Origin of the sequence: Wenzhouxiangella marina, from assembly GCF_001187785.1 — a bacterium.
Taxonomy (GTDB): domain Bacteria; phylum Pseudomonadota; class Gammaproteobacteria; order Xanthomonadales; family Wenzhouxiangellaceae; genus Wenzhouxiangella; species Wenzhouxiangella marina.
Genome location: NZ_CP012154.1, coordinates 1,600,564 through 1,625,059, shown reverse-complemented (window position 1 = coordinate 1,625,059; position 24,496 = coordinate 1,600,564). Strand labels below are relative to the sequence as shown.

Annotated in this window: 22 protein-coding genes; 10 read left to right on the top strand and 12 right to left on the bottom strand. The window is 65.0% G+C overall.

Features of this window, described 5'->3' with window-relative positions; all coding sequences use genetic code 11:
* Positions 1–9: 9 nt before the first annotated feature.
* The 3 genes from rlmD to radA all read right to left on the bottom strand — a co-directional run bounded on the left by rlmD (position 10) and on the right by radA (position 3,529).
* The gene (rlmD, locus tag WM2015_RS06810) at positions 10–1,338 is read right to left on the bottom strand and encodes a 23S rRNA (uracil(1939)-C(5))-methyltransferase RlmD (protein ID WP_049725343.1); all 1,329 of its coding nucleotides are present in this window, start codon (positions 1,336–1,338) and stop codon (positions 10–12) included.
* 126 nt (positions 1,339–1,464) lie between these two features.
* Positions 1,465–2,052: a YdbL family probable chaperone protein gene (locus WM2015_RS06805; protein WP_049725342.1), complete on the bottom strand. Its 588-nt coding sequence runs from the start codon at positions 2,050–2,052 to the stop codon at positions 1,465–1,467.
* Positions 2,053–2,176: 124 nt separating this feature from the next.
* Positions 2,177–3,529 (bottom strand): DNA repair protein RadA, encoded by a 1,353-nt coding sequence (gene radA / locus WM2015_RS06800; protein ID WP_049725341.1) that lies wholly within the window; start codon positions 3,527–3,529, stop codon positions 2,177–2,179.
* Between the two features lie 93 nt (positions 3,530–3,622).
* Here radA and pspF point away from each other — a divergent pair, with 93 nt between their 5' ends.
* Positions 3,623–4,618 (top strand): phage shock protein operon transcriptional activator, encoded by a 996-nt coding sequence (gene pspF, locus WM2015_RS06795; RefSeq protein ID WP_049725340.1) that lies wholly within the window; start codon positions 3,623–3,625, stop codon positions 4,616–4,618.
* A 4-nt stretch (positions 4,619–4,622) separates the two neighbouring features.
* On the opposite strand, the gene WM2015_RS06790 is transcribed toward pspF, so the two are convergent.
* A complete protein-coding gene (locus WM2015_RS06790) occupies positions 4,623–5,132 on the bottom strand; it encodes a DUF3592 domain-containing protein (RefSeq protein ID WP_082169529.1) in 510 nt (169 codons plus the stop codon).
* A gap of 102 nt (positions 5,133–5,234) precedes the next feature.
* Between WM2015_RS06790 and WM2015_RS06785 the strand changes: the two genes are divergently transcribed.
* From WM2015_RS06785 to WM2015_RS06755, 7 genes are all read left to right on the top strand, one after another.
* Positions 5,235–6,887, top strand: a complete 1,653-nt coding sequence (locus WM2015_RS06785; protein WP_049725338.1) for an acetolactate synthase large subunit — start codon at positions 5,235–5,237, stop codon at positions 6,885–6,887.
* 1 nt (position 6,888) lies between these two features.
* On the top strand, positions 6,889–7,653 hold the full coding sequence (locus WM2015_RS06780; protein ID WP_245609815.1) for an SIR2 family NAD-dependent protein deacylase: 765 nt from the start codon (positions 6,889–6,891) through the stop codon (positions 7,651–7,653).
* Between the two features lie 324 nt (positions 7,654–7,977).
* Positions 7,978–9,033, top strand: coding sequence for an L-threonine 3-dehydrogenase (gene tdh, locus WM2015_RS06775; RefSeq protein ID WP_245609814.1), 1,056 nt, complete (start codon positions 7,978–7,980; stop codon positions 9,031–9,033).
* Between the two features lie 167 nt (positions 9,034–9,200).
* On the top strand, positions 9,201–10,394 hold the full coding sequence (gene kbl, locus WM2015_RS06770) for a glycine C-acetyltransferase (protein ID WP_049725336.1): 1,194 nt from the start codon (positions 9,201–9,203) through the stop codon (positions 10,392–10,394).
* 17 nt (positions 10,395–10,411) lie between these two features.
* Positions 10,412–10,888: a potassium channel family protein gene (locus WM2015_RS06765; RefSeq protein ID WP_049725335.1), complete on the top strand. Its 477-nt coding sequence runs from the start codon at positions 10,412–10,414 to the stop codon at positions 10,886–10,888.
* A complete protein-coding gene (locus tag WM2015_RS06760) occupies positions 10,881–12,362 on the top strand; it encodes a flavin-containing monooxygenase (protein ID WP_049725334.1) in 1,482 nt (493 codons plus the stop codon). Before WM2015_RS06765 ends, WM2015_RS06760 begins: the two co-directional genes overlap by 8 nt.
* 102 nt (positions 12,363–12,464) lie before the next feature.
* Positions 12,465–14,057 carry an EAL domain-containing protein gene (locus tag WM2015_RS06755; protein ID WP_169751115.1) on the top strand — a complete coding sequence of 531 codons (1,593 nt, stop codon included), beginning with the start codon at positions 12,465–12,467 and terminating at the stop codon, positions 14,055–14,057.
* Between the two features lie 45 nt (positions 14,058–14,102).
* On the opposite strand, the gene WM2015_RS06750 is transcribed toward WM2015_RS06755, so the two are convergent.
* Together WM2015_RS06750 and WM2015_RS06745 are read right to left on the bottom strand one after the other, a co-directional pair.
* On the bottom strand, positions 14,103–16,334 hold the full coding sequence (locus tag WM2015_RS06750) for a transketolase C-terminal domain-containing protein (RefSeq protein WP_049725332.1): 2,232 nt from the start codon (positions 16,332–16,334) through the stop codon (positions 14,103–14,105).
* 81 nt (positions 16,335–16,415) lie between these two features.
* The gene (locus tag WM2015_RS06745; RefSeq protein ID WP_049725331.1) at positions 16,416–17,579 is read right to left on the bottom strand and encodes an acyl-CoA dehydrogenase family protein; all 1,164 of its coding nucleotides are present in this window, start codon (positions 17,577–17,579) and stop codon (positions 16,416–16,418) included.
* 146 nt (positions 17,580–17,725) lie between these two features.
* Between WM2015_RS06745 and WM2015_RS06740 the strand changes: the two genes are divergently transcribed.
* Positions 17,726–18,055 (top strand): c-type cytochrome, encoded by a 330-nt coding sequence (locus WM2015_RS06740; protein ID WP_082169875.1) that lies wholly within the window; start codon positions 17,726–17,728, stop codon positions 18,053–18,055.
* Entirely contained in the window at positions 18,052–18,387 is a 336-nt protein-coding gene (locus WM2015_RS06735) for a c-type cytochrome (RefSeq protein WP_049725330.1), read from the top strand. The genes WM2015_RS06740 and WM2015_RS06735 overlap by 4 nt, the downstream gene beginning before the upstream one ends.
* A 51-nt stretch (positions 18,388–18,438) precedes the next feature.
* On the opposite strand, the gene WM2015_RS06730 is transcribed toward WM2015_RS06735, so the two are convergent.
* From WM2015_RS06730 to WM2015_RS06705, 6 genes are read right to left on the bottom strand one after another with little or no spacing between them, the layout of a single operon-like run.
* Positions 18,439–19,014 (bottom strand): NifU family protein, encoded by a 576-nt coding sequence (locus WM2015_RS06730; RefSeq protein ID WP_049725329.1) that lies wholly within the window; start codon positions 19,012–19,014, stop codon positions 18,439–18,441.
* A gap of 27 nt (positions 19,015–19,041) precedes the next feature.
* On the bottom strand, positions 19,042–20,085 hold the full coding sequence (locus WM2015_RS06725; RefSeq protein WP_049725328.1) for an alpha/beta hydrolase: 1,044 nt from the start codon (positions 20,083–20,085) through the stop codon (positions 19,042–19,044).
* A gap of 11 nt (positions 20,086–20,096) precedes the next feature.
* Positions 20,097–21,983 (bottom strand): polysaccharide biosynthesis protein, encoded by a 1,887-nt coding sequence (locus tag WM2015_RS06720; protein ID WP_049725327.1) that lies wholly within the window; start codon positions 21,981–21,983, stop codon positions 20,097–20,099.
* Between the two features lie 4 nt (positions 21,984–21,987).
* Positions 21,988–23,016 carry an MraY family glycosyltransferase gene (locus WM2015_RS06715; protein WP_049725326.1) on the bottom strand — a complete coding sequence of 343 codons (1,029 nt, stop codon included), beginning with the start codon at positions 23,014–23,016 and terminating at the stop codon, positions 21,988–21,990.
* Positions 23,013–24,176, bottom strand: a complete 1,164-nt coding sequence (lapB, locus tag WM2015_RS06710; RefSeq protein WP_082169527.1) for a lipopolysaccharide assembly protein LapB — start codon at positions 24,174–24,176, stop codon at positions 23,013–23,015. The genes WM2015_RS06715 and lapB overlap by 4 nt, the downstream gene beginning before the upstream one ends.
* A complete protein-coding gene (locus WM2015_RS06705) occupies positions 24,169–24,435 on the bottom strand; it encodes a LapA family protein (RefSeq protein ID WP_049725324.1) in 267 nt (88 codons plus the stop codon). The genes lapB and WM2015_RS06705 overlap by 8 nt, the downstream gene beginning before the upstream one ends.
* Between the last annotated feature and the right edge of the window lie 61 nt (positions 24,436–24,496).

The window sequence follows — 24,496 nt, the reverse complement described above, 5'->3', positions numbered from 1 at the left end:
CCTGCTCCCTCAAGCCCGCTCGAACAGGGCGATCGATTCCACGTGCGCCGTGTGCGGGAACATGTCGGCGATGCCGGCCGCGCGCAGCACGAAGCCGTGCCGGCGAACCAGTTCGCCGGCATCCCGCGCGAGGGTGGCCGGGTTGCAGCTGACGTAGACCAGGCGCTTGGCACCACAATCGGCCATCAACGGCAGGATCTCGAGCGCGCCCGAGCGCGGGGGGTCGATCAGTACGGCGTCGAAGCCGGCGCGATACCAGGCGCGGTCGCGAACGTCCTCGGTGAGATCCGCCACTTCAAATTCGACGTTGTCGATCCCGTTCAGCGCCGCGTTGGCCCGCGCCGACTCGACGAGGTCCTCGAGCCCCTCGATGCCGGTCACGTGCTCAGCGCGTCGGGCCAGGGGCAGGCTGAAGTTGCCCAGGCCGCAGAACAGATCGAGCACCCGTTCATGCCCCTGGAGTTCCATCAGCTCGATGGCGCGATCGATCAGCCGGGCGTTGACGGTTGCGTTGACCTGCACGAACTGCTGCGGGTGAAAATTCAACGCCAGGTCATGGGCTTCGAGGCGATAGCTGAGCTGATGCTCGTCGGGGCAGAGACGATGCACCGTGTCCGGGCCCTTCGACTGGAGGTAGACCGCCACGCCCTCGGCCTCGGACCAGGATTTAAGTCGCATCAGATCATCCGGCGTCAGGGGCTCGAGGTGACGCAGCACCATGGCAGCCTGTCCATCACCGGCGGCGATCTCGACCTGAGGAACGCTCGCCGCCACCGACAGGCTGCCGAGCAGTTCGGACAAGGACTCCAGTCGATCACTGAAAGCCGGATGGAGGACGCGACAGTGACCGACGTCGGCCACGAAACGCCCTTGCGGCTCGCGAAAACCGACCAGGACACGGCCCTTGCCCTTGACGAAGCGCGCACTCAGACGGGCACGGCGCCGGTAATGCCAGGGCTCATCGGCAATCGGGTCCAGCCAGCGCTCGGGGCTGACTTCACCGATGCGCTCCAGATTGTCGACCAGGCGCTTGTGCTTCCAGGCTCGCTGGGCCTCGGAAGACAGATGCTGGAGCGCGCAACCTCCGCACTGATCGAACCAGGGACAACCGGGTTCGACCCGGTCTCCGGAAGCGATCAGCACCTCCTCGGTCAGTGCCTCATCGTGCTTGCGCGCACGATCGATCACGCGAGCGCGGACGGTCTCGCCCGGCAGTGCGCCGTGGACGAAGACGGCCTTGCCTTCGACTCGTCCAACCCCGCGGCCATCGTGCGCCAGGTCGGTGATCTGAACCTCGATCGGTTCACTTGGTAGTTTGCGGCGGCGCCGTCTAGCCATGGTCTGTGTCGGTCATCATTGGTGATTACGAGCAGCGGCCGGCTCGAAGGAATCCAGGACAGGCGCTGACGCGCTGTCCGCGACTCCCAGGAAGCCGGCCGAGCGAACTTGCTTGCAGTGCTGGGCTTACTTCCGGACCCAGGCGCCGCCATCGGTCTGGTAGTACCAGCCGGCACGAGCATTGGCGATCCATTGGCGGGCGAAGGTCTGACGGATATCCGCTTCCCACTCCGGATGGCCGTTGGCCACGGCGATCTCCCGGTAGACGGCGTTGCGATCTGCGTTCTCTTCGGCCACCACGCGTTCGAGGTTGCGCCGGTCGGCCAGGCCCACGGCACTGCGGTCACGAATCTCGACCAGGCCGTTGTTGCCGAAACCGATGGCACCGGCGTCGAACCAGGCACCGAGCTGGCTGCTCTGGCGCTGGGCCATGCGTTGCTTGATGGCCTGGATCTGGGGCGTATCGATGTTGATGTTCGGCGCCTGTGCCCAGGCCGAAGCGATGAACAGATCCGAGAAGCGGAAACGAGATGCGCTCGGGGGCGGCGAGGCATCCGGTGCCTCCGGCGCGCCTGCAGACTCGCCGAGCACGTCCTGTATGAAGCGATCGGCCGCGCGCTCGGCAGCCGCTTCCGGAAAATAGACATTGATCGTCACGCAAGCGGCCAGGGTAAGGACCGATGCAATCGCAAGCAGGGAGACGAAACGGGTCATGAGCTTTTCTCCAGGGTTACTTGAACCTGCGCAAGGTGTCTGTCAGGACCGGACTGCGGCGCAGCATGCGCGCCCTGCCCTGAATACCGACTGAACAGTTTACAGGCATCCTGACGATCGGGCTTCAGATCGAGGCCAGTGCCTGGGCGAGATTGCGATAGCCGCGCGCCGTGATGCGCGCCTTGACCCCCTTGAGATTGCCCTCCGGTACCAGCGCCTGATCGAAGCCCTGGCCGGCCGCCTCGCGCAGGCGTTCCTCACCGTTGTAGACCGGGCGCAGCTCCCCCGACAGACCGATCTCACCGAAGGCCACCAGGCCGCGCGGGAGCGGCTTCTCCCGCAGCGAGGACTTCAAGGCCAGCGCGATTGCAAGATCCGAGGCGGTTTCGCTGATCCGAATCCCACCGGCGACGTTGACGAACACGTCCTGATCGCCGATCTGCAGGCCGGCATGACGATTCATCACCGCCAGCAGCAGGGCCAGGCGATTGGGGTCGACACCCACCGCCACCCGGCGCGGATTGGAAAGGGTCGAGGGGGCCACCAGGGCCTGCACCTCGACCATCAGGGGTCGCGTGCCCTCGCGGGTGACCAGGACGCAGCTCCCGGCCGCCGGCTCGTCCTGACCCGACAGAAAGATCGCCGAAGGATTGCCGACCGCGCTCAGGCCCTTGTCGGTCATGGCGAACACCCCCAGCTCGTTGGCCGCGCCGAAGCGGTTCTTGACGGCGCGAATCAAACGATAGCGACTGCCCGAATCGGACTCGAAGTAGAGCACCGCATCGACCATGTGCTCGAGCACGCGAGGACCCGCGAGCGCGCCTTCCTTGGTCACGTGCCCGACCAGGACCACCGCGCAGCCGGTCTGCTTGGCGAACTGGACCAGCCGAGCCGCACACTCGCGCACCTGAGCGACCGCCCCGGGCGCCGATTGCAGACTCTCGGTCCACAGGGTCTGGATCGAATCGACCACCATGAAGGCAGGCCGCCGCTCGGCTGCGGTGGCCAGAATGACTTCCAGACTGGTCTCGGTCAGGCATTCGAGCCTGCCCGGGTCGAGGTCGAGACGCCGCGCGCGCATCGCCACCTGGCCGGCAGACTCCTCACCGGTGACGTAAAGCCCGCCGAGTTCGGCCTGCGCCTGCAGCAGCAGGGTCGACTTGCCGATGCCCGGATCACCCCCCAACAGCACCACCGAGCCCGGCACCAGACCACCACCGAGCACGCGATCGAGTTCGCTCAAGCTCGTGGATAGACGGCGACCCGTGTCTTCGGCCTTGACTTCGGCCAGGCGAACGACCTTGGCCGAGGCCGTCCCGGTCCAGTTGCCACGCCCCCGTGGACCGCCGCCCCCGGCCGGTGCCGCCACGGCTTCCTCCAGGGCGTTCCAGGCGGAGCAGTCGGGGCATTGACCGGACCACTTCGGGAAGCTGGCGCCGCACTCGCGGCAGGTGTAGATCGATTTCGATTTCGCCATCGGCTTAGGATACCCTTGGATTCGATGGCGTGATCGTTTCATCACGACAACGGCACCGCTTTCCCTGCGACCCAAACGGCATCGGATTCCAGCTTGAAACGCGACGAGCAACCCATCATCGGTGAATCCCCGGCCTTCCTCTCCGTGCTCGAGGAAGTCTCTCGAGCGGCCGCGCTCGATCGCCCGGTACTGATCGTCGGCGAGCGTGGCACGGGCAAGGAGTTGATCGCCGAGCGGCTGCACTTTCTCTCGCCCCGCTGGGACCAGGCCCTCGTCAAGCTCAACTGTGCCGCGATCAGCAACGCCCTGCTCGAATCGGAACTGTTCGGCCACGAGGCCGGCGCCTACACCGATGCCAGCGCCCGGCGAGCCGGACGGTTCGAGCGGGCCGACGGCGGGACTCTGTTTCTCGACGAGCTGGCCACCACATCGATGAATGTCCAGGAGAAGATCCTGCGAGTGATCGAATACGGTCAGTTCGAGCGCCTCGGAGGCAACCGGACCCTCGAGGTCGATGTGCGAGTGATCGGCGCCACCAACGTCGATCTGCCGAGCCTGGCCGAGCGCGGCGAGTTCAGAGCCGACCTTCTCGATCGGCTGGCCTTCGATGTCATCACCCTGCCGCCGCTGCGGGACCGCCGGGAAGACATCCTGCCACTGGCCGAGCATTTCGCGATCCGGATGACGCGTGAGATGGGCCGCGAGCTGTTCGCCGGCTTCAGCAGCGCCAGCATCGAGCGCCTGCTGAATTTCCCCTGGCCAGGCAATGTACGCCAGCTCAAGAACGTGGTCGAACGGGCGGTGTACCGCCTGGATGACGCCGAAGAACCGGTCAGTCGCATCCAGTTCGATCCCTTCGAATCGCCCTGGCGACCGGTCGAGCGGAGTTCGGAAAACCGGGTATTCGAGCCTGCTTCGGGGTCGATCCCCGACGATCTTCGGGCCCACCTCGACCAGATCGAAAAGGACTGCACCCTGGCCGCGCTGGAGGCCAACGACGCACGCCTGAAACCCACGGCGAAACAGCTCGGGCTGAGCTACGACCAGCTACGCGGCATTCTTCGTAAACACGGCATCAAGACCCGGTGAAGGTTCAGTCACCGGTCGCGGTCGATGGGTCCGAGTTCTCGATGCGGGTCGGCACGAACCAGAACAGCGCCGAAATCGCCAACATCGCCAGCGCCAGCCCCAGGCCAAGCCAGGCACGCCGGCCCACCCCGGGCTCGAGCAAGGCGCGATCGGGTTCCGCCGGCGCGTGGAAGACCGTGACTGCCTGACCCGCTGCATAACGCTGCTCCGCGAGCGCTCGCTGTTCGGCATTGAGCCGCCGTCCGGCATCGTCGATGCGAATTCTCTCGCCCCGGTAGTCCCGACCGGCCGCCCGGTATCGATAGCTGATCTCGATGCGCCAGTTCGGCCGCAGACGACCGGAGCGCAGGGGCACCAGCTCCAGCGCCTCCACCTGGCCGCTGACCTGCGGCCAGGACCGACTGGCCAGACCCTGCTGCACCAGGACCAGCCGATCGCTCAACAGCCACAGCCCCATCAAAGCGATGAAGACGGCGGCGATTCGTCTTGCCCTGCGTTGTCCGGGACGTTCCATCGATCCAGTCGATGCGGGTTCGCCTTCTACCCTAACAATTCCCGTGACGGGCCGATGCTAGGATCGGGATACACCCGACACAGGCTCCGGCCTTCCGCCTGCATGAAAGCATCCGATCTGATGATCAAGGCCCTCGAGCGCGAGGGCGTGCGCTACATCTTCGGCGTCCCCGGAGAGGAAAACATCGACCTGCTCGAATCGATCCGGACGTCCTCCATCGAACTGATCCTGACCCGACACGAACAAGGGGCCGGCTTCATGGCGGCCACCTACGGTCGCTTGACGGGCCAGCCCGGCGTCTGCCTCTCGACCCTGGGGCCCGGAGCGACCAATCTGGTCACGCCGGCCGCCTATGCCCAGCTCGGCGCCATGCCGATGCTGATGATCACCGGGCAGAAGCCCATCAAGAAGTCCAAGCAGGGACGCTTCCAGATCATCGACGTGGTCGACCTGATGCAGCCCGTCACCAAATTCGCCCGCCAGATCGTCGACGGCAACATGATCGCGCCACTGGTCCGGGAAGCCATGCGCCTGGCCATCGAAGAGCGTCCGGGCGCCGTCCATCTAGAGCTGCCCGAAGACGTCGCCCGGGAAGACACGGACGGCGAGATTCTCGACCCCGTCGGAAGCCTGCGACCCAACGCTTCGGAGCGCGCCATCGACGAGGCCATCTCGATGATCGAGCAGGCTCGGCACCCCCTGCTACTCATCGGTGCGGGCGCCAATCGCAAGAACACCAGTCGCGTGCTGACCGAGTTCGTCGAGCGAACGGGCATTCCTTTCGTCAACACCCAGATGGGCAAGGGCGTCATCGACGAGCGCAGCCCCCACTTCATCGGCACGGCGGCCCTGTCGGCCGACGACTTCGTCCACGATGCCATCGAGCAGGCCGACCTGATCATCAACGTGGGCCATGACGTGATCGAAAAGCCGCCCTTCTTCATGCGCTCGGGGGGCAGCCAGGTGATTCACGTGAATTTCCAGGCCGCCGAAGTCGATGAGGTCTACTTCCCGCAGCTCAATGTGGTCGGCGACATCGATTCGACCATGGAGCGTCTGGCGAGCGGTATCCAGGATCGGAGTCGCTGGGACTTCGAATGCTTCGATCGCATTCGCGAACACCTCGAAACCCGCCTGGCCCGCTATTTCTCCGACACCCGCTTCCCGATGCTCCCCCAGCGCCTCGTTCATCAGCTGCGCGAACGGCTCGATGAGAACGCCATCGTGGCCCTGGACAACGGCGTCTACAAGATCTGGTTTGCCCGAAACTACAAGGCCTATCGACGCAACACCCTGCTGCTCGACAATGCCCTGGCCTCGATGGGCGCCGGCCTGCCGTCGGCGATGATGGCGAAGATGCTCAACCCGGAGCGCCAGGTCGTGGCCGTCTGCGGCGATGGCGGCTTCATGATGAACTCCCAGGAGCTGGAGACCGCCGTCCGCCTGAAGCTGGACCTGACCGTGATCGTCCTCAATGATGGCGCCTACGGCATGATCGAGTGGAAGCAGACCGACCTGGGCTTCGAGCGCTTCGGCCTGCAGTACGGCAATCCGGACTTCGTTCGCTACGCCGAAAGCTATGGCGCCCGGGGCTTCCGCCCCGAAAGCGATCAGGACTTCGGAAGGATCCTCTCGACCTGCCTGGACACCCCGGGAGTGAAGCTGATCGATCTGCCGGTCGACTACTCGCTCAATCATCCGATTCTCAACGAACTCATCAAGAGCCAGGACGGCCACCTGGCCCGGGAGTGCTGAAGTGCCTCGGGAGATTTCGGCCAAGCAGACGATCCCGAAGTCGCTGCAGGATCGACTCCGTGACTCGGAGCGAATCACGGTGCTCAGCGGCGCGGGCATCTCGGCCGAATCCGGCATCCCGACCTTCCGCCAGGCCCAGACCGGGCTCTGGGCCCGCTACGACCCCATGCGCCTGGCCTCGCCGGAAGGTTTCGCCGAGGATCCGGGCCTGGTCTGGCGCTGGTACCAGTGGCGTCGCAAGTTGGTCGACCGCAGTGAGCCCAATGCCGGACACCGCGCCCTCGTCGAGCTGGCAAGGACGATCCCGGAGCTGCGCCTGATCACCCAGAACGTCGATGGCCTGCACCAGCGCGCCGGCGCTCGTTCCGTCATCGAGCTTCACGGCAACCTCGCCCGAACGGTCTGCTCGCGCACCCGCCGAGCGATCGATCCGGACTGGCTCGAGCGCCATGCCGAGCAGGAGCCGCCACCCTCGCCGCATCACCCGCAGGGGCTGGCGCGCCCGGATGTCGTCTGGTTCGGCGAAGCGCTCGACGCTCATACGCTGGAGCAGGCCTGCCAGGCAGCGAGCGACTGCGAACTCATGCTGATCGTCGGCACTTCCGGTCTGGTCCACCCTGCCGCTGGCCTGCCTCGCCTGGCGGCCTCGGCGGGCGCCTGTCTGGTCGAGGTCAATCCCGAACGCACGGCCCTGAGCGATTCGGTGGACTGGCGCCTGGTCGGGCCGTCGGCCGAATGCCTGCCCAGACTCGTCGAGCGAATCTGAAGGCCGCTAGTGGGCCATGCGGCCAATAAGGTGACGCTCAGAGCCACTGTGCCGGTGCGAATCAAGGCGCGTTTCGCAGGGAATGGCCGCTCCCTTGCGAAGAAACGCAACGCCGAGTCGTGCCGGCACAGTGACTCCCGAAGGGCCGCCGCACCAGCGCCGTGTACTGCGTTCCACTCGTTGAACGGCCCGGCAAGGACGCCGGCACTCGCGCGCCTTGCACACGACGCTGGTGCGACGGCTGAGTGTCACCTAATTGGCCGCATGGCCCACTAGACGCATGATCTTCTATAATTCGCCTTCTGCCTTTCTGGAGTGACTGCGATGACCGCTAAGATGCGCGCCCTGGTGAAGGCTTCGGCCGCCCCTGGCATCGAAATGCGAGATGTGCCCATCCCTCGGCCCGGCTCGAACGAGGTGCTGGTCAAGCTGGAAAAGACCGCGATCTGCGGCACCGATCTCCACATCTACCAGTGGGACGACTGGGCGCAGCGAACGATCAAGCCGCCCCTGGTCATCGGCCATGAGTTCGTCGGCCGGATCGTCGACATCGGCGAGGGCGTGCGCGGTTACGAAGAAGGGCAACGCGTCTCGGCCGAAGGGCACGTGGTCTGCGGCGTCTGTCGCAACTGCCGCGCCGGCAAGCCTCATCTGTGTCCGCACACGGAGGGCATCGGCGTCAATCGCGACGGTGGCTTCGCTGAGTACGTCGTCGTTCCGGCCAGCAATCTCTGGCCGATCCCCGATGCGATTCCGTCGGAACTGGCCGCCTTCTTCGACCCCTTCGGCAACGCGGCCCACTGCGCCCTGCAGTTCGATCTCGTCGGCGAGGACGTGCTGATCACCGGGGCCGGACCGATCGGCATCATCGCCGCCGGTATCGCGCGCCACGTCGGCGCTCGCCATGTGGTGATCAGCGACGTCAACGACTACCGCCTGCAGCTGGCCGCCGACATGGGGGCCACCCGCACGATCAACGTGGCACGGGAGAAACTGACCGATGTGCTCGATGAACTCGATATCGACGGCTTCGACATCGGCATGGAAATGTCCGGCAACCCGCAGGCCTTCAACGACCTGCTGACCTGCATGTACCACGGCGGCAAGGTGGCCCTGCTCGGCATTCTGCCCAAGGGCACCGGCATCGACTGGGACAAGGTCATCTTCAAGGGTCTGGAAATGCACGGCATCTACGGCCGGCGCATGTACGAGACCTGGTACAAGACGACCCAGATGGTGCTGACCGGCTTCCCGCTGCACAAGGCGATGACGCACCAGATCTCCATCGACGACTTCGAACAGGGCTTCGAGCTGATGGCGCACGGTGAATGCGGCAAGATCGTCTGCGACTGGACCGGCGACATCGACGCGGCGGCCTGATCGCGATTGCGCCAGGCGCGCATTCTGTTGATGAACCACGAAGGGCACGAAGAAAGGCGAAGAAAAGTGGTCTTGGGGCTTTGCTTCGTGCCCTTCGCGCCCTCCGTGGTAGACAATCCAGCTGGACGATGCGGCACGCCAGCCCACAAGCACACAGGTGAATCGAGATGAGTGACAAGGCAACACTGGATCGGCTGCGCGCCGAGCTGGCCCAGATCGAGGCCGATGGGCTGTACAAGCGCGAGCGGCCGATCACCACCCCGCAGCGGGTCGAGATCCGCACCGAGTCGGGCGCGGAGGTGCTGAATTTCTGCGCCAACAACTATCTCGGTCTGGCCGACCACCCGGACGTCATCGCCGCGGCTCGTCAGGCGCTCGACGATTACGGCTTCGGTCTGGCCTCGGTCCGCTTCATCTGCGGCACGCAGGACCTCCACAAGCGCCTGGAAGCCACCATTGCCGAGTTCTTCGGCAAGGACGACGCAATTCTCTACGCGGCCTGCTTCGATGCCAACGGCGGCCTGTTCGAGCCCTTGCTGGGTCCGGAGGACGCGATCATCTCCGACCAGCTCAACCACGCCTCGATCATCGATGGCATCCGCCTGTGCAAGGCCGAGCGGCATCGCTACCCCAATTCGGACATGAACGCCCTGGAAGAGGCGCTGAAAGCCACCCAGCACAAACGCACCCGGCTGATCGCCACCGATGGGGTGTTCTCGATGGACGGCTACGTGGCCAGGCTCGACGAGATCACCGCGCTGGCCGAGAAGTACGATGCGCTAGTCATGGTCGACGATTGCCACGCCACCGGCTTCTTCGGCCCGACGGGCCGCGGCTCGGCCGAGTACCACGGCGTGATGGACAAGGTCGACATCTTCACCTCGACCCTGGGCAAGGCCTTGGGCGGAGGCATGGGTGGCTTCACCGTGGCCGCACAGCCGGTCATCGACATGCTGCGCCAGCGCTCGCGACCCTACCTGTTCTCGAACTCCCTGACGCCGTCCCTGGTGGCAGCAAGCCTGAAGGTCTTCGAGATGCTGACCGAATCCAGCGAACTCAGTCGGAAGGTGGCCGACAACACCGCCTATTTCCGGAAGGCCATGACTGAAGCGGGTTTCGACATCAAGCCGGGCGACCACCCGATCGTCCCGGTCATGCTCTACGACGCACCGCTGGCCCAGAAGATGGCCGACGAGCTGCTGGCCGAAGGAATCTACGTCATCGGTTTCTTCTACCCGGTCGTGCCCAAGGGCGAAGCGAGGATTCGCACGCAGATCTCGGCCGCACACACGCGCGAGCACCTCGATCGCGCAGTGGATGCCTTCACCCGAGTCGGCCGTCGCCTCGGCGTGATCGACTGATGGCACGGTAGGCGACCATGCTGCCGATCGGGGCTGCGGAATGGACCGTCGCCGGCGTGACCCTCGGGGTCACCCTGGCCACGGTCGGTCTGCACTTCGAGGTGCTGGCGATGCTCAATCGCTGGGTCATTCGTCAGACCCGGGCCCTGCGTCCGGACCGCTATCATCGCCCGACCCTGATGGTGGTCATGCTGGCGCTGCTGCTCGTCCATGTGGTCGAAATCTGGCTGTTCGGGATCGCCTACTGGGCCCTGATGCATTTCGAAACGCTCGGCAGCATCGGAGGCTACGACAGCTTCGATCTGCTCGACTGCGTCTACTTCTCCGCCACCACCTACTCGACGGTCGGCTGGGGCGATCTCTGGCCCATCGGTCCGCTTCGCCTGCTGGCGGGGACCGAGTCCCTGATCGGCTTCATGCTCATCACCTGGTCGGCGTCCTTCACCTACCTGGTCATGGCGAGAACCTGGGGCTCGCACCAGTCGCATGGCTGAGACGGTCGGGCCTCCAAAGGAACATCGTCTGATCATCATCGGCGCAGGCTTCGCCGGCTTGGGACTGGCCATTCGCCTGCGCCAGCGCGGCATCCGGGATTTCCTGATCCTGGAAGCCGAAAGCGGGGTCGGCGGCACCTGGTGGCTCAACCGCTACCCTGGCTGCGCCTGCGACGTGCAGTCGCACCTTTACTCCCTGTCCTTCGCACCCAAGGCGGACTGGTCACGGCAGTTCGCTCCAAGAGCGGAGATTCAGGCACACCTGGACGACTGCGTCGAGCGCTTCGACCTCCGCTCCCATCTGCGCCTCGACACCCGTCTGGAACAGGCGCGCTGGCAGGATGAGACTCAGGACTGGAAACTCCTGGACCAGCATGGCCGGGAATACCGGACCGAGGTGCTGGTCAGCGCCATCGGCGGACTCTCCCGCCCGGCCTGGCCGAAGATCCCAGGGCTCGAGACCTTCTCGGGGGCAGTGTTCCATTCCCAGCGCTGGCCCGAGGATCTCGAGCTGAAAGGCAAGCGAGTCGCGGTCATCGGTGGCGGCGCCTCGGCCATCCAGTTCGTGCCCCGGATCGCTCAGGAGGTTGCCCAGCTGGATTTCTACCAGCGAACGCCGCAATGGATCCTGCCGAAACCGGACCGCTCGATTCCGACCTGGAAGCAGTCGCTCTACCGCCGCCTTCCGCCAACCAGATTGCTACGACGCCTGGGGCTCTACCTGCTGCTCGAAAGCCGCCTGCCCGCCTTCAACTGGTCGTCCCGCCTGACCTGGTTCCACCGCCGCAAGGCCCTGGAGCATCTCCATCGCCAGGTGGCCGATCCCGCAATGAGGCAGGCCCTGACGCCCGACTACGCGATGGGCTGCAAACGGGTCCTGATGAGCAATGACTTCTACCCGGCACTGAACCGGAAGAACGTCGAGCTCATTCCCGAAAGGATCGAGCGCATCGAGGTCGATCGAATCGTCGACCGACAGGGTCGATCAAGGCCGGCCGAGGTGCTCATCCTGGCCACCGGCTTTCAAGCCACGCGCCCGATTCCTCAGGGCCTGATCCAGGGCCGCAACGGGCGCGATCTGGCCGAGGCCTGGGCCGACGGACCGCGCGCCTACAAGGGCACGACCGTGCCGGGCTTTCCGAACTTCTTCACCCTGCTGGGTCCCAACACCGCGCTTGGACACAACTCGGTCCTGCTGATGATCGAGGCCCAGATCCGCTACCTGCTGTCGGCGCTGGACTGGCAGGACGAGCACCCCGGCCCGCTCGAGGTTCGCCATGACCGGGAAGCGGCCTGGAATCAGGCCCTCGATGCCCGCCTAGAACGCTCGGTCTGGTCACGCGGCGGCTGCGGAAGCTGGTACCTGCACCCGAGCAGCGGACGGAACACCACACTCTGGCCTGACTTCACCTGGCGTTTCGCAGCCAGGACCTCGCGCTTCGACCCCGACGCCTACCGCCGGCCGGGCGATTGATCCGCCCTCTGGACTGGTCTATGCTGGATCTCGTAAGCCGCGATGACCGCGCAGAACAAGGGGTTTGGGGACGATGCATCGACGGGGACCGAGCCACTGAAGATGCCAGCCGACACGGCATTGAGCGAGAGCGCTGCGTCGCCGCGCTTGCGGGACTCTGCATCCAGGTCGCTGGCCAGTCGTCCCTTGATCTGGCTGGCCGCCGCGGCGTTCAGCGTGGTCGGTGCCCTGTTCGGCTGGTGGGTCGCCGAGCGACTCGACCAGGCAAGAACCGCCACCCTGATCGACCAATCCACGCAGCGCGTGCTCGAACGACTCGACGACATCATCGGCGAAGCCCTCGATGTCTTCGATAGCCTGGCTGCCCGCGGTCATGCGCACTGCAGCGAAGCGCAGATTCAGGACATGCGCACCCTGCTGTTCGAAGCTCGCTACCTGCGAGACATCGGTGGCGTGCGCGGCTATTCGCTCTACTGCAGTACCGCCCTGGGTTCCCTCGAAGAGCCCTACCACAGCACCGCGCCCCCGCTGCGACTGGATGGCGGTATCGGACTGAGAACCGACCGGACCGTGCTCGCCTCGGCCAAGCTCCGGTCCATGGTCGTCGAGCGCGGCGACTTCAACGCGCTGGTCGACTCGCGTCAGGTCATCGATCTGGTCACCGGCCTCGACCAGGCCCACATCGAGGTGGCGGTGGCCAGCGACAGCCCGCGCCAGTGGCTGCCCTTCTCCCTTCTGACCCGGCCGGACAACGGCGTCTTCCGCAGCCGTCCGGAAAGCCGCGCCCAGTGCAGCGAACAGACCGGGATCTGCGCCCGCATCCGACTCGGTCTGAGCAAGCCGGCCGCCACCGGTGCGACTCACGCGGTCATTGCCGGCCTCGGTGGCGCTCTCGGCGGCAGCCTGTTCATGATCGCCGTCAGCCTCTGGCGCCAGCGCAATACGCCCGAGCGAGCGCTACGACAGGCCCTGAAGGAAGGGTGGATTCGGCCGGCCTATCAGCCCATCGTCACCCTGCCCGGCCGCAAACTGGCCGCCTTCGAGGCGCTGGCCCGATGGAAGAACGAACGTGGACAGACTGTCCCGGCCGACCAGTTCATTCCCCTGGCCGAATCGCAGGGTCTCATTCGAGAAGTCAGCGCGGTGATGATCCGTTCGATCGGCGAGGAACTCGGCGACTGGCTGGCCGCGCAGCCGCAGCTCCGCCTGACCCTGAACATCTCCCCCGACGAACTCAGCGATCCGAGCCTGGTCGGTCAGATCGAACGCCACCTACTCGCCCGCGGCATCCAGCCCGGACAGATCGTGCTCGAAATCACCGAACGCACCATGCTGGCGGGGGAAGCCTCGCGAGCCAGCATCGAGCGTCTGGCGGCGATGGGACTGACTCTGTTCGCGGATGACTTCGGGGTCGGCTACTGCGGCCTGGCCTACCTGAACGAACTGGACATCCACGGCATCAAGATCTGCCAGCAGCTGACCGCCGCCGTGGCCACCGACAGCCCGAAGGCCGTGCTGGTCCCCCGGGTGACGGAAATGGCCCGCGAACTCGGCCTCGAGGTCGTGATCGAAGGCGTGGAGACCCAGGAGCAGCGCGACGCGCTCGCCGCCCTCGAGCCCGTATTGGTTCAGGGCTGGCTGTTCGCGCGCGAAGTCGACGCCGAACAGCTCAAGCGCTTGTACGAGGACCGGTAAAGGCCCGCCACGACCGCGGCGCAGCGCCCTCTTCCGAGGGTCGCCTCAGGCGCAGGTCGACAGGCAGGCTTCGAACAGTTCGCTTTCGGATGCCAGGATCAGATTCGCCGCATCGGCCAGCGGGATGTAGCAGTCGGCGCCCGTGACCCGCTTGATCGGCCGATCCGCCAGCCCCGCTTCGACCAGAGCGGTCAACACCGCTTCCCCGACACCGCCGTCCGGCCGGCCCTCATCGAAGACCACCACGCTCGAACAGGCCGAAGCGTGCTCGGCCAGGGCCTGCTTGTCCATCGGTTTGATCCAGCGCAGATCCATGACCCGCGCCCCGATGGAATATTCCTCGGCCAGGCGACGCGCGACGCGCAGAGCCATCGGCACGCCGTTGCCGAAAGTCACGATCAGCAGATCATCGGCGGATTCGTTGTAGAGCCTCGGCGCCCAGGGCTCGAGCGCCTCGTTCGGTGGCGGATAGTCGAAGCACCATTGCCCGTCATCGCGCTCGTACAGATCCTTGGTCATGTAGAGCGCGATCGGCTCCAGGAAGGCACAGACCCGTCCATCCACCAGGGCCAGGGCCGCCATGGTCCGCAGCATGTTCACCGCATCGTCGGCCCGCGAGGGACAGCCGATGACCAGTCCCGGGATGTCCCGCAGGGCGGTAATCGAGTTGTCGTTGTGGAAGTGCCCGCCAAAACCGCGCTGGTAACCCAGGCTGGCGATACGCATCAGCATGGGATTGCGGTACTGGCCGTTGGAGAAGAACTGCAGAGAGCAGGCCTCGCCGCGAATCTGGTCGCAGGCATTGTGGAAGTAGGCCAGGTACTGGATTTCGGGGATCGGCAGGTAACCCATGCTGCCGAAACCCTGGGCCAGGCCCAGGATGGTGGTCTCGTCGAGCAGGGTGTTGAATACCCGTCGACGACCGAAGCGTTCCCAGAGACCGCGAGTGACCGTGTACACCCCGCCCTTCCTGGCCACGTCCTCGCCGAACACCAGGGCCTCGGGATGCTTGAGCATCAGGTCGGTCAGGGCGCGGTTGATCTGGATGGCCAGATGACGCGGCGGCTGGTTTTCCGGCAGTCCACGTTCACTGCCGAAGGCCTCGATCCGCTGGTCCCGTTCGGGCGCACGACGGGCCTCGGCCATGACCTCGGCCGGATGGTAGGGCGCCAGCGGCGCCATCACCGCCTCGCGCGTGGTCAGGCGTGGACGGGCGTCGGCACGATCGGCCTCAGCCAGACACTGTCGGCGCAGCGCCTCGTAGCGTTGTTCGATCTCTTCGGGACGCATCAAACCACGAGCCACCACGCGTTCGGCCGAACGCATCAGGGGGTCGAGGGCTTCGGCCGCCTCGAGTTCCGCCATGGGTCGGTAATCGATCTCGAAGTCCGTTCCGGCATGACCCATCAGGCGGGTGGTTCGAAGATGCAGGAAGACCGGGCGACGCAGGCGGCGACAGTCTTCGACCGCCTCGGCCACCGGTGCGTAGCCCCGGGTCAGATCGAGGCCATCGGCCTGGCGGTATTCGATGCCGTGGCGGCTGGAAATGCTCTGTCGGACCCAGTCGTTGGGCGTGGGCACGGAGATGCCGATGCCATTGTCTTCGCACACCATCAGGATCGGTAGCGGCAGGTTCTGATGGCGCGTCCATGCGCAGGTATTGAGCGCGGCCTGGGCCGTGGCATGGTTCAGGCTGGCGTCGCCGAAGGAACAGACGACGAGGCTGTCCTCGGGCACCGGCAGATCATGGCCTGCACTGCCTCGGGCGATGGCCAGGGCCGTGCCGACGGCCTTGGGCAGATGCGATGCGATGGTCGAGGTCTGCGGCAGCACCCATAGCGGCTGGGAGCCCCAGACCTTGTGGCGCCCACCCGAGGCCGGGTCTTCGGCCGCGGCAGCGAAGCTCAGGCAGGTGTCGCGGATGAAGTCCTGCCCTTCGGCCTTGCGATAGCGTTCGGCCATGAAGCCGCCCGAACGATAGTGCAGAAAGGCCGGATCGGTTGACCGGGTCAAGCGCCCGAGCAGGGCATTGCCCTCGTGGCCGGACGATCCGATCGTGTAGAAGACCTTGTTTTCCAGCCGCTTTACCCTGGCCATCAGATCGAGCTGACGAGACACCATCTGGCTGTCGAACAGTTCCAGCAGATCCCGATCAGGAATCGCTCCCCCACGTTCGGGTTCGATTCGGCCAGCGGCGATGGACCGAAGATGATCCAAGAAGGCCAGATCCACCACTTCAGCGCGGTTGATCTGGCGGGCTCCCGAAGATTGACTCATGCCCTTATCCCATCAAGACTGGCGACGCCCCTCCGGGCGCCGCCATTGAAACCACTCAACGCGCCGGCGCAGGCACCGGCATCAGAATGCGTTGTGACCGGTCAGCTCCCGACCCACCACCAGCTGATGCACGGTTTCCGTGCCCTCGTAGGTGATGACCGACTCCAGGTTCAGCGCGTGGCGAATGGCCACGTACTCCAGCGTGATGCCGGACCCGCCCAGCAGGTCACGGCAGTCGCGGGCGATATCGATGGCCATGCGTACGTTGTTCCACTTCGCCATCGAGATCTGGGTCGGATGCACCTTGCCCGCATCCTTCAGGCGCCCCAGGCGCAGACTCATCAACTGCGCCAGGGTGATGCGGCGAGCATGATCGGCCAGGCGGATCTGGACGGCCTGGTTGGACGACAGCGGGCGCTTGAAGAGCTCACGATCGGCCGTGTAGTCCAAGGCCTCCTTCAAGCAGGCGATGGCCGCGCCGATGGGCCCCCAGGTGATGCCGTAGCGGGCCTGGCTGAGGCAGGACAAGGGCCCCTTCAGACCCACGACGCCCGGAAGACGGTTGGCGTCCGGCACCCGGACATTGTCGAAATAGAGTTCGGAGGTGACCGATGCCCGCAGGGACATCTTGGAGCGGATGTCACGGGCCTCGAAGCCCGGGAAGTCCTTCTCGACGATGAATCCCTGGATGCCCTCTTCGGTCCGCGCCCAGACGATCGCGATATCGGCCAGCGTCCCGTTGGTGATCCACATCTTGGCACCGTTCAGGATCCAGTCGTCGCCATCGCGCTTGGCATGGGTCTTCATGTTGGCCGGGTCCGAACCGCCGTGAGGCTCCGTCAGGCCGAAACAACCGATGACCTGGCCGGCGGCCATGTCGGGCAACCAGCGCTGCTTCTGCTCCTCGGAGCCAAAGGCATGAATGGGATACATGCACAGCGAGGACTGCACGGACACGAAGCTGCGCAGGCCCGAATCACCGCGCTCGAGTTCCTGACAGATCAGACCGTAGCTGACGCCGTTCAGGCCGGCACAGCCATAGCCTTCGAGGCTCGAGCCGAGCAGGCCCAGGTCAGCGATTTCGGGGATGAGTTCCTTCGGAAACCGGCCCTGATCGAAGCATTCCGCCATCAGCGGCAGTGCTTTTTCGTCAACGAAGCGCGCCACGCTGTCGCGGATCATCTGCTCTTCTTCGCTGAGCTGGGACTGGATATCGAAAAGATCGAGCGGATCGAGGGATGCCATGGAAGTCCTTGCCGTCGGATAAACCCGGTAGTTTAGTGGATTTCCGATGCGCTGAGAATGAAATCAGCCGCATTCGATGCTTCCACGGCGAGGCCTTCGAGCGTTATAATGCGAGGCTTGACCTCCACATTGACTGGCCGATTTTCATGCTGAATCGTTTGTTCCTCATGCTGGCACTGTGCGCCGGACTGGCCATGCCCGCCGTCGCCCAATCGGGCGACGCCGAGCGAGGCCGGATCCTGGCCTACACCTGCACGGGCTGCCACGGCATCCCCTATCAGAAGAATGTCTACCCGAGCTACTCCGTGCCACGCATCGGTGGCCAGACCGAGGGCTACATCGTCGCCTCGCTCAAGGCCTACCGCTCGGGTGAGCGCCAGCATGCCACCATGCAGGCGCAGGCCAATACCCTGTCTGATCAGGACATCGCCGACATCGCTGCCTATTTCGTCAGCCTGACGGAGGATTCGGAATGATTCGAATGACGCTCGCTACGGTCTTCGCGTCGCTGCTGCTTGCCAACGCGGCCTGGGCTTCCGGCAACCCCAGCCGTGGTCAGGAACTGGCCGGACAGGTCTGCCAGAGCTGCCATGGCATCGACGGCAACACGGTGCTCTCACCCGAGTATCCGCGTCTGGCCGGTCAGCATCGTGACTATCTGGTCGTTGCGCTCAAGGCCTACCGCTCCGGCGCCCGCAACAACGCCATCATGGCCTCCTTCGCCCAGAACCTCAGCGACCAGGACATCGAAGATCTGGCCGCCTGGTTCTCGCGTCAGGACGGCCTGGTCGAACTCGAAGTCGACTGATCCGGTTTCTCGGGGGCGGTTCGGACACCGGACCGCTCCACCCCGCTCGGTTCAGTAGTAGGGGTTGCTTCCGTTGCTGTGATCGGTGGCGTCAATCACGCTTCGCAACTCCGGAATTTCACGCTTCATGGTCGTTTCGATGCCCTGCTTCAGGGTCACATCGACCATGCCGCAGCCATGACAGCCGCCCCCGAACTGCAACAGCACGTCCTTTTCTTCGGTCACTTCGACCAGGGCCACGCGACCACCGTGCGAGGCCACCATCGGATTGATCCTGGACTCCAGCACCCAGGCCACGCGCTCCCGTAGCGGCGCATCCTCGGCCGGTCGTTGCCCTTTGAGGCCCGGCGCACGGATGGACAATTCGCCCCCCATGGCATTGGACTCGAAATCGATCATCGCCCCGTCCAGACTGCGAGCGCTCGGCGCATCGACATACAGAACGAAGCGCTGACAGTTCAGGTCCACGTCACCGGGCTCGTTCTGCCCCGGCGCGCAGAAGGTCAGCTCGACGTCGGCCGAGGGGGTGCCGGGATTGATGGTCTTGAGGCGCAGCTGGGTGCCGTCGGGCTGCTGTTCGAGCAGCTTGACGAAGTAGTCACGGGCAGCGGGAGTGATGGTCAGCATGAAAGGATATGTGCCTGGATTCCCAGACTAGATGCTGTCGCCGGACGCGGCTTTCAAGCGCGCCACCAACCAAGGCAGGGAATGGTCCAGGCGCCAGTCGATGCCCGAGTGGGTGCCATCGAACTCCTCGTAGACGTGCTCCACGCCCAGCGCCTCCAGACGGTCGATAAAGGCGCGAGTCCCGTACTGGATGAAGTACTGATCACGACTGCCGACGTCGACCCAGAGACCGCTCAGCTCGCGAAGATGCGCGTGATCCTGCTCGATGCGAACCAGGGGATCGAAGCTCAACCAGCGCGCCCAGACCTCTTCATCCAGCGCGCAGGTACGAAGATCGAAGGGCAGACTCAGGCCCAGCGGTTGATCGTTCGAGGGCGAATAGCTCGCCGCCAGACAGAGCACCATCAGGGCGTGGAAATCAGCGCCTCCAGGCCGCTTGGCGCGCCAGAAGCTTCTTACGAAGGCCTCCAGATCCCGGTTGTAGCGCGCGAACACACCGGCGGCGACGGGGAAGTCCCGCAGATACACACGGTCAAAGCCGCAATCCCCCGCATGACTCGCAACCGCGGCGAAATGTCCTGGGTGCGACATCGCCAGATGCAGGGCACCGAAACCACCGGACGACTTGCCGAACACCCCGCGGGCGGCGGGTTCGGGAATGGTGCGGAAATTTCGATCCACTTCAGGAAGGAGCTCGTCGACCAGGTGATCGGCGTAGGCCCCGATCGCCGGACTGTTGACGTACTGATTGCCCCCCAGGGAGGTGTAGCAATCGGGGAAGACCACGATCACCGGAGGCATGCGCCCCTCGTCGATGAGGCGATCCAGTCGAGCAGGAACGTTCTCGCCCTGGTTCCTCCAGTTGACCTGGGCCGGGCCGGCACTGGTGTAGGCGGCCAGGCAGAACAGCACCGGATAGCGCCGGTCCGACTCGTCGTAGCCTGCCGGAAGGTAGACGGGGTGGACGCGGCGATGGGAATCACCCAGGGGATTGCCCTCGAGTCGAACGGAGTCGAGCTCCAGCCAGCTCAGACGGCCGGTTCGACGGGGCGCGGCAGGACGAAGCGGCATCTCTCAGCGCATCAGCCAGCCAGCGGCACGACGTTGCGCTGCTTCTGCGGCACCTTGCCGAGCTCGGGCACCAGTTCGAGAAGAATGCGACGAAGGCCTGCACTATCGTATTGACGCACCGCCAGCTCGGCCTGCTGCAGCCGATCGATCATCCAGTTCAGGTCGACATCGGTCGATCGGGTCAGAAAGATCTTCTCGTGCGCCGTATTGGCGTAGGACTCGTGCTCGTGAAACAGTTCCTCGAACAGCTTCTCGCCGGGGCGCAGGCCCGTGTAGACGATCTCGATGTCGCGGCCCGGCTCCTTGCCGGCCAGGCGAATCAACTGCTCGGCGAGATAGCTGATCCGGACCGGCTCACCCATGTCGAGAACGAAGACCTCTCCGCCCTCGCCGAGCACGCCGGCCTGCAGGATCAGCTGCCCCGCTTCGGCGATGGTCATGAAATAGCGCGTGATTTCGGGGTGGGTCACGGTCACCGGGCCGCCGCGGCGGATCTGCTCGTTGAACAACGGCACGACCGAACCGGTGGAATTGAGGACGTTGCCGAAGCGGACCGTAATGTAGCGCGTCCGGGATTCACGATTGAGATGCTGGCAGTACAACTCGGCGACTCGCTTGGTCGCGCCCATGACGTTGCTCGGATTGACCGCCTTGTCCGTGGAGATCAGCACGAAGGTCTCCACCCCGTACTCCGAGGCCGCATCGGCGACCCGACGGGTGCCCAGCACATTGTTCCGGAAGGCTTCCCGCACCTGGTTCTGCAGCATCGGAAGATGCTTGTAGGCGGCCGCATGGAAGACCACCTGGGGCCGGGAGCGCTCCATCACGTTGGTGACCGTGGCTGAATCGCAGACATCGCCGAGGATGGTCTCGACCGCAAGATCTCGAAACTCGCTACGCAAACGATAATCGACCCGGTAGAGGTTGTACTCGCTGTTGTCGAGCACCACCAGACCGGCCGGATCGAGCCGGGCGATCTGACGACAGAGTTCCGCCCCGATCGAGCCACCACCACCGGTCACGAGCACGCGCTTGCCGGCCAGTCCAGAGCGGATCAGGTTCCAGTCCAGGGACACGGGATCCCGTCCCAGCAGGTCATCGATGGCCACCGGCTTCAGGTCGTCGAAGCGCGTGAAACTGGTGCCGAGCTCCTTCAGCGTGGGCAGAGTCTTGAACTCCACCTCCGCACGCTCACAGATCTCCACGACCCGCTGCATCTGCTGATTGGTGGCCGATGGAATGGCGATCACGACCAGATCGATGGCGGCCTCACGAACCACGCGTGGCAGCCGATCGATGCTGCCGAGCACCGGCACTCCTTCGATTTCAGTGTTGCGCAGGCGCCGGCTGTCATCGAGAAACCCGACAACGTCGAAGCCACCACGGCGCTTGAGTTCGGGCAGCAGCAAGCGCCCCGAACGGCCTGCGCCCAGAATCAGGGTGCGCTGCGTCACCCGCCGGCGGTGCACTTCCAGGCGCATGTCCTTGAACACCCGGTAAGTCAGGCGAGGCACACCGAGCAGCAACAACAGCAGGGCCGGGAAGGACCAGACCATGATGACGATCAGTTCGACCGGCGAATCGAGCACGAGCAGTACGGCGGCACAGGCCACTGCTCCGAGCAGTGAGGAACGCAGAAGATTGGCCAGGTCCGGGAGGCTGGCAAAACGCCACACACCGCGGTAGAGACCGGCGCGCCACTGCAGGAAGCCCTGGGCCAGCAGCACCAGGTTCACCTCGAGGGCCAGCTGCTGCCAGCCAATGGAGTCTTCGCCCAGCAACCAGAGCGTGCCGAGGCGGGCGGCGCACCAGGCGACGGCGATCATGACCAGATCGTGCACCACGACCAGCGCTCGCAGATTCAGCAGCGCAGGTCGTCGTCCTACTCGTTCAGTCATGCGATTATCGTTCTCCGTTTGCAGCAGACTGAATGCTCCACCAGCCGGCTGCCAACAATCCGACGACTCCCAGGCCCAGGACGAAGTCCAGAGACGGCCAGCGCTGGGCCGCAAGCGTCGCAGGCAGCACGACGAGAAGATTGACACCCAGATAGGCCCACAGCACCTGTGCGTGAGACCAACCCAGCCTGAGCAGGGTCTGGTATGCGTGCGTCCGGTGCGGAGTATACCATCGCTCCCCCCGAGCCGCCCTTGCCAGCAAGGTCAGCGTGGCGTCGACCACGAACAAGGAACTGACCAGAATGCAGAGCATCAGACTGATGGATGTCGCCAACAGTGCCTGTAGCGCCAGCCAGGCGACCAGACCCCCGATCAGCAGGGACCCGGAATCCCCGAGAAAGATTCGCGCCACCGGCCGATTCCAGATGAGAAAGCCCGCTGAGGCGGCGGTCAGCAACAGCGCGACCAGGGCCGGAACCCCATGCCCTTCGAACCAGAACAGCATGGCGTAGGCCGCACCGGTCCAAACGGCCTGCATACTGGCCAGGCCATCCGAACCGTCCATGAAGTTGTGGAGATTGATCAACCAAAGGATCGCCACCCAGGCCAGGGCCGTGAACAGCCACGGCATCGAGACCACCAGAGTCGCGCCAAGGCGAAGCTCATCGACCCAGCCGGACCACAGCAGCAGCGCGGCGGCAATCAGCGCCTGACCCAGCATGCGCACGCCGACACCCAGCTCGAGAAAGTCATCCATGGCGCCGAGACCGCTCAAGGACAGAACCAGCAGCAGCACGACCCAGAACTCCGTCGCCGGGACGCTTCCTGAGAATCGCATCAGCAGCAGTCCGAGCACGATCCCGAGTCCGAGACCCAGACCACCGCCGCGAGGCGTGATCCGAGCATGACTCCGACGCTCGCCGGGACGATCGACCACACCGCGCCGACGAAGCAACGAGGCCAGCCAGGGACTTGACAGGGCCGGCACCAGAAACGCCGTCAGGACCGGCAGCAGCAAAGCGGTCGTGTTCACTCGCCGAGAATGCCTCGGATGGCTCGTGTGGTATTCCAGCGACGGCAGCTCGGACAGAGCCAATGGTAGGACGTGCCGCTGAAGCCGCAGTGCTGGCAGCGATACAGGGGCTGATCGCTGAGCAGGCGATCGAGCAGGTCGCCGACCAGCGCCGGGTCGATCCGATCGAGGCGAGCGCCCTCGCTGACCAGCAGACTCATCAGGTACTTCAGTCCCCGTACGGTCGGACGCCGAGCCATGCGATCGAGCACCAGATCCGCTGCCCCCTGCGGGTCATTCGCCGCCCGACGCTGGGCCAGGGCGATCAGCGGGGTGGTCATGGGGCTGCGCTCGACCACGGTCTGCAACCAGTCATCGAGGGCATCGGGGTCATCGACCCTTCGATGGCATTCGATGATGCGTTCGAGCACCTGGATCAGGCAATCGGCATCCAGATCGCAGGCCGCCCGATAATGGTCGGCGGCCCGGGACCAGTCCTCCATGGACCAGGCGAGGTCGCCCTCGAGCAACCTCGCCCTGGGATTGCGCGGGTCGTAACGACGGGCCTGCCGCAGCGCCTGGCGCGCCCGCTCCGTGTCATTGTCGTTCAGAGCCTGAGCCGCGATCTCGCACTGGAACTGGGCGATCAACTCGCCGCGCTCGGGGCCGTCCTCGCGCAGCGTGCGAGCCATTTCGATCGCCTGTTCCCAGTCCTTTTCCTGCTGATAGATCGACAGTAGCTGCCGCGTCGGGACGACGTTGTTCGAGTCATGCTCTGCCAGCTCCCGGAACAGCCGTTCCGCGCGATCCAGGAGGCCAGCCTGCATGTAGTCCTCACCGAGTTCGTAGAGCGCCAGGGCGCGCTGCTCATCGCTGAGGTTGGGCCGGGTCATGATGTGCTTGTGAAAGCGAATCGCCTTGTCCATCTCTCCCCGGCGGCGAAACAGGTTCCCCAGCGCCAGGTGGGTTTCGACCGTGTCGGGATTGATATCGGCCAGCTCCAGGAAGACCTCGATGGCCTTGTCCGGCTGTTCGTTGAGCAGGTAGTTCAGCCCACGGAAATAGCTCGAGGACAGTGCCGAACTGCGGCTGCGTCGGGCGCGTTCACCTCGCCTAGCCACCCACCAACCGGTCGCTGCAGCGACGGGGAGAAGCAGGAAGAGGAGTGCAAGTTCAGCCATGGCGCTCAGGCAGGCGACCCTGGTCAGCCGGCCCGGCGCGCCGTCGGCCCAGGCGGGCGGGCAGACGGAAGAACAGAAGGTAGAGCACCAGGCCACAGACCAGGCCCAACGCGAAAGTGAGCATCAGCAGACTGCCCAGTGGCATCTCGAATGCCCAGCCGGGGAGGCTGACGGTGACGGGATTTGGGTTCATCACCCCGAGGGCCAGGCCGATCAGAGCGGCCAGAAGACAGGACAGTATGACGATCCAGCGAAACATCGTGACTCCCGTGGTCGTATCAGCGCCCGCTCTCTGCCGACTGGCAGAGCGGAAACGAAAG